The organism is Phocaeicola sp. (assembly GCF_048170425.1).
GTDB lineage: Bacteria > Bacteroidota > Bacteroidia > Bacteroidales > Bacteroidaceae > Phocaeicola.
The window spans coordinates 1-7,123 of sequence record NZ_DBEXBB010000243.1 but is presented as its reverse complement, the minus strand read 5'-3'; the positions used below and the strand labels follow the sequence as shown (position 1 = coordinate 7,123).

At 46.8% G+C, this 7,123-nt stretch carries 8 protein-coding genes; 4 read left to right on the top strand and 4 right to left on the bottom strand.

Features of this window, described 5'->3' with window-relative positions; translation table 11 throughout:
• On the bottom strand, nucleotides 1-266 hold a 266-nt coding region (locus ACMJ0U_RS09655; protein ID WP_417129753.1), incomplete at its 3' end, for an FtsB family cell division protein.
• Nucleotides 267-386: 120 nt separating this feature from the next.
• On the opposite strand from ACMJ0U_RS09655, the gene ACMJ0U_RS09650 reads away from it, so the two are divergent.
• Nucleotides 387-2,225, top strand: a complete 1,839-nt coding sequence (locus ACMJ0U_RS09650; RefSeq protein ID WP_417129752.1) for a DNA polymerase III subunit gamma/tau — start codon at nucleotides 387-389, stop codon at nucleotides 2,223-2,225.
• 90 nt (nucleotides 2,226-2,315) lie between these two features.
• Here ACMJ0U_RS09650 and queF read toward each other — a convergent pair whose 3' ends face one another.
• The 3 genes from queF to ACMJ0U_RS09635 are packed head-to-tail and all read right to left on the bottom strand — an operon-like array spanning nucleotide 2,316 to nucleotide 4,134.
• Nucleotides 2,316-2,774 (bottom strand): preQ(1) synthase, encoded by a 459-nt coding sequence (queF, locus tag ACMJ0U_RS09645; RefSeq protein ID WP_007563319.1) that lies wholly within the window; start codon nucleotides 2,772-2,774, stop codon nucleotides 2,316-2,318.
• A 2-nt stretch (nucleotides 2,775-2,776) separates the two neighbouring features.
• On the bottom strand, nucleotides 2,777-3,442 hold the full coding sequence (queC, locus tag ACMJ0U_RS09640; RefSeq protein ID WP_417129751.1) for a 7-cyano-7-deazaguanine synthase QueC: 666 nt from the start codon (nucleotides 3,440-3,442) through the stop codon (nucleotides 2,777-2,779).
• Between the two features lie 5 nt (nucleotides 3,443-3,447).
• A complete protein-coding gene (locus tag ACMJ0U_RS09635) occupies nucleotides 3,448-4,134 on the bottom strand; it encodes a queuosine precursor transporter (RefSeq protein ID WP_417129750.1) in 687 nt (228 codons plus the stop codon).
• A gap of 396 nt (nucleotides 4,135-4,530) precedes the next feature.
• Here ACMJ0U_RS09635 and ACMJ0U_RS09630 point away from each other — a divergent pair, with 396 nt between their 5' ends.
• The 3 genes from ACMJ0U_RS09630 to nth are packed head-to-tail and all read left to right on the top strand — an operon-like array spanning nucleotide 4,531 to nucleotide 7,123.
• Nucleotides 4,531-5,388 carry a nitroreductase family protein gene (locus ACMJ0U_RS09630; RefSeq protein WP_417129749.1) on the top strand — a complete coding sequence of 286 codons (858 nt, stop codon included), beginning with the start codon at nucleotides 4,531-4,533 and terminating at the stop codon, nucleotides 5,386-5,388.
• A 12-nt stretch (nucleotides 5,389-5,400) separates the two neighbouring features.
• Nucleotides 5,401-6,441, top strand: coding sequence for a magnesium/cobalt transporter CorA (gene corA / locus ACMJ0U_RS09625; RefSeq protein WP_417129748.1), 1,041 nt, complete (start codon nucleotides 5,401-5,403; stop codon nucleotides 6,439-6,441).
• Nucleotides 6,442-6,475: 34 nt separating this feature from the next.
• Entirely contained in the window at nucleotides 6,476-7,123 is a 648-nt protein-coding gene (gene nth, locus ACMJ0U_RS09620) for an endonuclease III (RefSeq protein ID WP_417129747.1), read from the top strand.

Sequence of the window (7,123 nt, the reverse complement as noted above, 5' to 3'; positions counted from 1 at the left end):
TCTTTCTTCATCAAGTACTTCTCACGAGCCACCTTCTCTAATGCTTCCTTGTTCGAAGTAATTTCTTTCAGCAACTTGCTGTCCTCCTCATACTGCTTCCGGTAACGCTCAATTTCCGTATTCAACTGATGAATTTCACGTTTATGTGCAATGCGGCGTATCAGACTATTTTCATCCAACACTCCGATAATCAACAGAAAAGCACCGATGGTCACCCAGTACTTATGTCTTCCTATAAAAGCCCATATATTAGCCAATTTACTCATAAAACACACTCTTTATTGCCCTTGCAAAGATAGAAATTATTTCATAGCAAGCCCATGACAAGAAAGAGATTTTGTGTACATTTGCAGAAATATCAAGGAATCAAACAAAAGAATCGACACATGGAAAATTATATCGTATCAGCACGCAAATACCGTCCCTCCACTTTCGATACCGTAGTTGGACAACGTGCATTGACCACGACCCTGAAAAATGCCATTGCCAATCATAAACTCGCACATGCCTACCTGTTCTGCGGTCCGCGAGGAGTAGGAAAAACTACCTGCGCACGTATCTTTGCCAAGACCATCAACTGCCTTCACCCGACCAGTGAAGGAGAGGCATGCAACGAATGTGAATCATGCAAGGCTTTCAACGAACAGCGTTCCTATAATATCCATGAGTTGGATGCGGCCTCCAACAACTCAGTCGAAGACATCCGTTCCTTGATTGAGCAAGTGCGCATCCCACCCCAAATCGGCAAGTACAAGGTGTATATCATCGATGAGGTACACATGCTGTCTACCGCAGCCTTCAATGCTTTTCTGAAGACACTGGAAGAACCGCCTCAGCACGCCATTTTCATTCTGGCCACGACCGAGAAACATAAAATCCTTCCCACCATCCTGAGCCGATGCCAGATTTACGACTTCAGCCGCATCACGGTAAACGATACGGTAGAGCATCTGGAAAACGTAGCCCGCAAGGAACACATCGAAGCCGAACCGGAAGCCCTGAACGTCATCGCACAGAAAGCTGACGGGGGTATGCGTGATGCCCTCTCCATCTTCGACCAGGTAGTGAGCTTCACCAACGGTCATATCACCTACCAAAGCGTGATTGAGAACTTGAACGTACTGGACTACGAATATTATTTCAAGCTGACCGATTTCTTCCTGGAAAATAAGGTAGCCGAGTGTCTGCTCACTTTCAACGATATTCTCCGAAAAGGATTTGACGGCAACCATTTTATTACGGGGCTGACTTCTCATTTCCGAAACCTGCTGGTAAGCCGTGACTCGTCCACTCTTCAACTACTGGAAGTCGGCGCTTCTATCCGAGATCGCTACCAGACTCAAGCGCAGAAATGTACGCCACAATTCCTGTACAAAGCCATGAAGCTGTGCAATGACTGCGACCTGAACTATCGGCAAAGCAAAAACAAACGCCTGCTGGTAGAACTCACCCTTATCCAGGTGGCACAACTCACAGCCGAACCGGAAGATGCCGGAAGTGGGCATGGCCCTAAGAAACAGTTATCCCCCGTCTTCCATACGGCACAAGCCAGTCAGCCTGTAGCCCAACCCGCACAAGCGACTCCGGCAGCTACAGCTCCGGTCTCTCAGCCGACTCCTCAGCCTCAACCGGCAGCAGCAAGTGCACAACCTTATACAAGCACCTTGCAGCAACCGGAAGTACCCTACACCAAAAGCAGTCCGCTGCCCAAAGTCAGTAAGGAAAGAAAGGCACCGGTCATCAAAGCCGGCAGTTTAGGCATGTCTATCCGCAAGACACAGACGGCCTCCGCAGAGCCAGCTGTACGCCCTGCATCTCATACACCCGTGCAACAGCCCGTGGCAGAGACATGGGAAGATTACATGTTCAATGAAAAAGACTTAGGCTATTACTGGCGTGAGTTTGCCAGCCTGTTACCTAAGGAAGAGGCAGCCAATGCCGGACGCATGATGAACATGCACCCTCACCTGCTGGCCGACCAGCAGACATTCGAAGTTGCGGTGGACAATGATATGGTTCAGAAATACATGCAACAACTGGCACCCCAAATAGAAGCCCACCTGCAAGAGAAATTGCATAACCGCAAAATCAAAATGACCACGCGAGTAAGTGAAGCCAACGAAAACGTACGTGCCTACAGTCACGTAGAGCGTTTTCAGATGATGAGCAAGAAAAACCCCAGCCTGCTGAAACTCAAGGAAGCCCTCGGACTGGAACTTTCCTGATGCCGAAGTATCCATAAAAAATACGGGCAGAGAAACACTGAACATTCCGTTTCTCCGCCCGTATTCTTTTATCTTTCGGCAAACTCCGGATTACAAATCATGATTCTTCATCCGATACTCGGCCAGTTCCTCGTACTTCGTTCCCGGACGACCATAATTGCAATACGGATAAATGGAAATGCCGCCACGTGGAGTAAAGATACCCGTCACCTCAATGTATTTCGGATCCATCAGTTTAATCAAGTCTTTCATGATAATGTTCACACAGTCTTCATGAAAATCACCGTGATTACGGAAGCTGAACAAATACAGCTTCAAGCTCTTGCTTTCCACCATCTTCACATCCGGCAGGTAGCTGATACGGATTTCCGCAAAATCCGGCTGTCCCGTAATCGGACAAAGACTGGTAAACTCCGGACAATTGAAACGTACCCAGTAATCATTCTCCGGATGTTTGTTTACAAACGATTCCAGCACCTCAGGCGCATAATCCTGCTTATATACCGTTTTCTTATTACCCAACAAAGTGAGTTCATCTTTTCTTTCCATACTTACTTATTTTCTTTTGAAGCCAAATATTTTTCCAATCCCTCACGGCGTAATTTACAAGCCGGACAATGCCCGCACCCGTCGCCCGGGATTCCATTATAACATGTCAGTGTCTCGTTCCGCACCAAATCAAGCACTCCCAGTTCATCTGCCAGTGCCCAAGTCTGCGCCTTGTCAATCCACATCAGCGGAGTATGAATCACAAACTGTTCTTCCATCGCCAGGTTCAGCGTCACATTCAGCGATTTGATAAACGAGTCCCGACAATCGGGATACCCGCTGAAATCCGTCTGCGACACCCCCGTCACGATATGATGAATACCTTTCTCACGGGCATAAACCGCTGCAATGCTCAGGAAAAACAAGTTTCTTCCCGGAACGAAGGTATTCGGAAATGAATCTTCCGGCTTTTCCTCGTCCATGTGAATAGACGTATCTGTCAGAGAGTTCTTTCCCAGATGGCCGATAAACGACACATCCATGACTTCAAACTCCACCCCGGCTTTCCGTGCAATTTCACGTGCCAGTTCCACTTCCTTTTCATGCTTCTGCCCGTACAGAAAACTCAGCGCATATACTTTCTCAAAATGCTTTTTCGCCCAGAAAAGACAAGTCGTAGAATCCTGCCCGCCGCTAAATACGACGAGAGCCTCTTTATTATTTACCATATTCCTTAAATTTCCTTGATTCTTAATACATTATACGAGATATGCTCGTCATACACATCCGTGTCATCCACCCGCTTGATATACTTCACTACACGAACGGTTACCGGCAGCACAATCACTTCATACAAGGTCTTGAGTATCACCTGCACCAGCATCATCTTGGCCAGTTCACTCACCGGCATCAGTCCGCCAAAAGCCAGCGGGAAGAAAATCAGCGAATCGGCTCCCTCTCCGGCTACGGTCGACAAAATAGCACGAGCCGAAAAGTTCTTTCCGTGCGAAGCCACCTTCATACGGCTCATCACATACGCATTGATAAACGAACCTACGAGAAAAGCGGCCAGACTTGCAGCCGCAATACGGGGTGCCATACCGAATACAAAGTTGAAGCTTTCTTCTCCCTCCCAGAACGGTGCCGCAGGAAGGGCCACAGCCAGCTGCCCCATGGCCACCACCATGAAATTCATGAGGAAGCCCATCCAGATAATCAGACGCGCCTTACGGAAGCCCCATACTTCGGCAATACAGTCATTAATAATGTAAGAAATCGGAAAAACAATGAGTCCGGCAGTTACGGAAATCGGACCCAGCTGTACGACTTTGGTTTCTAACAGATTGGCCGCCACCAGGCAGACACAAAACACAATGCCCAAAACCATAAAAGGCACTGATACGAGATTTTCTTTCTTCATCGCTCCTGTTTTTTACGTGGTGTTCTAGAATACACGGCCGCTATTCACGGCATCGCATGTAAATGTTCTCTTTTTAATCGGGTGCAAAGATACAAAGAATTTTCGGGATTAAACTCCATTCTCCTCCAATTATCTTACAAACCTGCGGCAAATATGTGGCAAATATTTCTTCATTTTCTATGTTTCCCGATACAGAACCCTATGTTTTCCTTACGTGAAACCTACGTTTCCCGGTACGGAAACGTAAGTTTTACCAAAAGGAAACATAGAAAAGAAAACAGCACCCCAAAAACGTCACAAGGTCAATCTCCGAATATCGTTTTCTCCTTACGCTTACAGAAAAAACAAATAAAAATCGTACCTTTGTGAATAATGTATCTAAATTTATTCCACACTATGGCTCAAATACATATCAATCAGAATACATGCATACGCTGTAAGAAATGCGTCAGAATATGTCCCTCTGCTCTGTTTACCCTTCGGGATGATAAAGGTATTGAAGTGAATGCCGACGACTGCATCAGTTGCGGACATTGCGTGGCCGTTTGCCCGAGCAACTCCATCGAACATTCAGAATTCCCACCCGAAAAGGTTCATACCATCGACCGCAGCCAGCTTCCCAGTGCCGACCAAGTGGAACTGCTCATCCGCTCCCGCCGCTCGAACCGTGCGTTTTCCAAAGAAAAAGTTTCGGAAGAGCTGTTACAGCGTATCATAGAGGCTGCCCATCGGGCCCCGACGGCAACCAATGCACAAGAAGTCAAAATGATATTGGTCACCCGTCCGGAAACCTTGAAGGAAGTCAGCCGCATCACCATTGGTACCTTTATGTCGATAGTAAACCTAGTGGAAAACCCGTTGCTGAAAATGATACTGAAACCGCTCATGCCTTCGGGCTATCGCTACGTACCGGTGTTCAAAAGACTGCACGAAGAATTTGAACGTGGCAACGACGGGATTTTGAGAGGTGCCACAGCTGCCATCTTTTTCTATACCGATAAAAAAGAGCGTTTCGGATGTCAGGACTGCAATCTTGCCTACCAGAATGCTTCACTCATGGCAGAAGTGGCAGGAGTCTCACAGTTCTACACCGGATTCGTATGCAGCGCCGCAGGAATGGACCGTAAAGGAAAGCTGCAAAAACTGTTAGGTATTGAAGGAACCGTTCATGCCGGTATTGCGTTAGGCATGCCGTCTTTCCGCTTCGATAAATACATAGACAAAAAAGAGGTGGTACTGAAACGTATTGATTAAACCGAAAGCCCCATGACAAAAAACAACCTGCTAAGCGAAAAGCTGAATTATACGGGAGCCAGTCAAACTCCTACTCATCTGCATTTCTGTACTTACAATACAGAAATCCTGGAGTTTCATCAGGGCGCTTCCATCAAAGAGTTTTCCCCTTTCATCCGGCCGGATGCCATCAACTGGGTACAAATCCACGGATTGCAGAATACAGAAATCGTGCAGGAAGTCTGCGATTTCTTCCACATCGACTTTCTTACCACACAAGATATTCTCAACGCGGAACATCTGACAAAAATTGAAGAACACGATACCTACAACGTAGTTATCTTGAAGCAATTGTCTGTTAATAAAGACAATGCCTACCTTCCCCAGCAGCTTTGTATTGTACAGGGAAGCAATTTCGTACTTACCTTCATGGAACACGACAGCGATTTTTTCAATGAAATTCACACAGCACTGAAGAACAATACCCTGAAAATCCGAAACCGCCAGTCAGATTTTCTGCTGAGTGTCATGCTGAACAGTGTCATGGCCAGCTTTATGTCCATCATATCCCGAATGGAAGACGAACTGGAAGATATGGAAGAATCACTGCTTTCACCTGAAACCAGAAGTGGACTGATACTGGAAGATATACAGCCTTACCGAAAAAATGCCCGCCTCATCAAAAAATGTATTCTTCCGCTTAAAGAGCAGATGAACAAACTGTTTCATGCTGACAATGTACTGCTTCACAAAGCCAACCGTCCGTTTTTCAACGATGTGAACGACCATCTGCAATTCGTGCTACAGACTCTCGACGGCTGCCGCGACATGATTTCGGCCTTGGTAGACCTTTATCTGTCGAACAACGACCAGCGGATGAACAATATCATGAAGCAGCTCACCATCGTATCAACCATCTTTATTCCGCTGACATTCCTGGCGGGTATCTGGGGAATGAATTTCGAATGGATGCCCGAACTGGGATGGAAATACGGTTACCTGATGGCCTGGGGGCTTATGCTGGTTACCGGCATCGGAGTATATCTGTTTTTCAAACGAAAGAGATGGTATTAACTACAAACAATTCACCTAAATTATTCTACACAATATGCGAAAAAAAGAACTTTATCAGAAAGTCATCGAATATTTTCAAACAGCCATGCCCGTAGCCGAAACAGAACTACACTATAACAACCCATTTGAACTGCTGATAGCTGTCATCCTCAGTGCACAATGTACCGACAAGCGGGTCAACATGATTACCCCTCCCCTGTTCAGGGATTTTCCTACTCCCGAAGCTTTGGCTGCCACCACTCCGGAAGTGGTGTTCGAATACATCCGCAGCGTGAGCTATCCCAACAACAAGGCCAAGCATCTGGTAGGAATGGCTCAGATGCTGGTACGCGATTTCCAAAGTACCGTGCCCGACACGCTGGAGAAACTAATCAAACTACCCGGTGTAGGACGCAAAACGGCGAATGTCATCCAGAGCGTGGTATTCAATAAGGCTGCCATGGCAGTCGACACCCATGTGTTCCGCGTGAGCCATCGCATCGGACTGGTTCCTCGCACTTGCACCACTCCGCTAGCTACCGAGAAACACCTGGTGAAATATATTCCCGAATCGCTTATCCCGACTGCACACCACTGGCTGATTCTTCACGGACGTTATGTTTGTACGGCACGTGCCCCTAAATGTGAAAGTTGCGGGCTGAACGGGATTTGCAAAGAGTCTTTGAAAAAATACAATATATAA

What these genes read in the sequence shown, in the direction of transcription:
- corA (WP_417129748.1), top strand. Translation starts at nt 5,401, where the DNA reads ATGACAAAAAACAACCTGCTAAGCGAAAAGCTGAATTATACGGGAGCC.
- ACMJ0U_RS09630 (WP_417129749.1), top strand. Translation starts at nt 4,531, where the DNA reads ATGGCTCAAATACATATCAATCAGAATACATGCATACGCTGTAAGAAA.
- queC (WP_417129751.1), bottom strand. Translation starts at nt 3,442, where the DNA reads ATGGTAAATAATAAAGAGGCTCTCGTCGTATTTAGCGGCGGGCAGGAT.
- ACMJ0U_RS09635 (WP_417129750.1), bottom strand. Translation starts at nt 4,134, where the DNA reads ATGAAGAAAGAAAATCTCGTATCAGTGCCTTTTATGGTTTTGGGCATT.
- ACMJ0U_RS09650 (WP_417129752.1), top strand. Translation starts at nt 387, where the DNA reads ATGGAAAATTATATCGTATCAGCACGCAAATACCGTCCCTCCACTTTC.
- queF (WP_007563319.1), bottom strand. Translation starts at nt 2,774, where the DNA reads ATGGAAAGAAAAGATGAACTCACTTTGTTGGGTAATAAGAAAACGGTA.
- nth (WP_417129747.1), top strand. Translation starts at nt 6,476, where the DNA reads ATGCGAAAAAAAGAACTTTATCAGAAAGTCATCGAATATTTTCAAACA.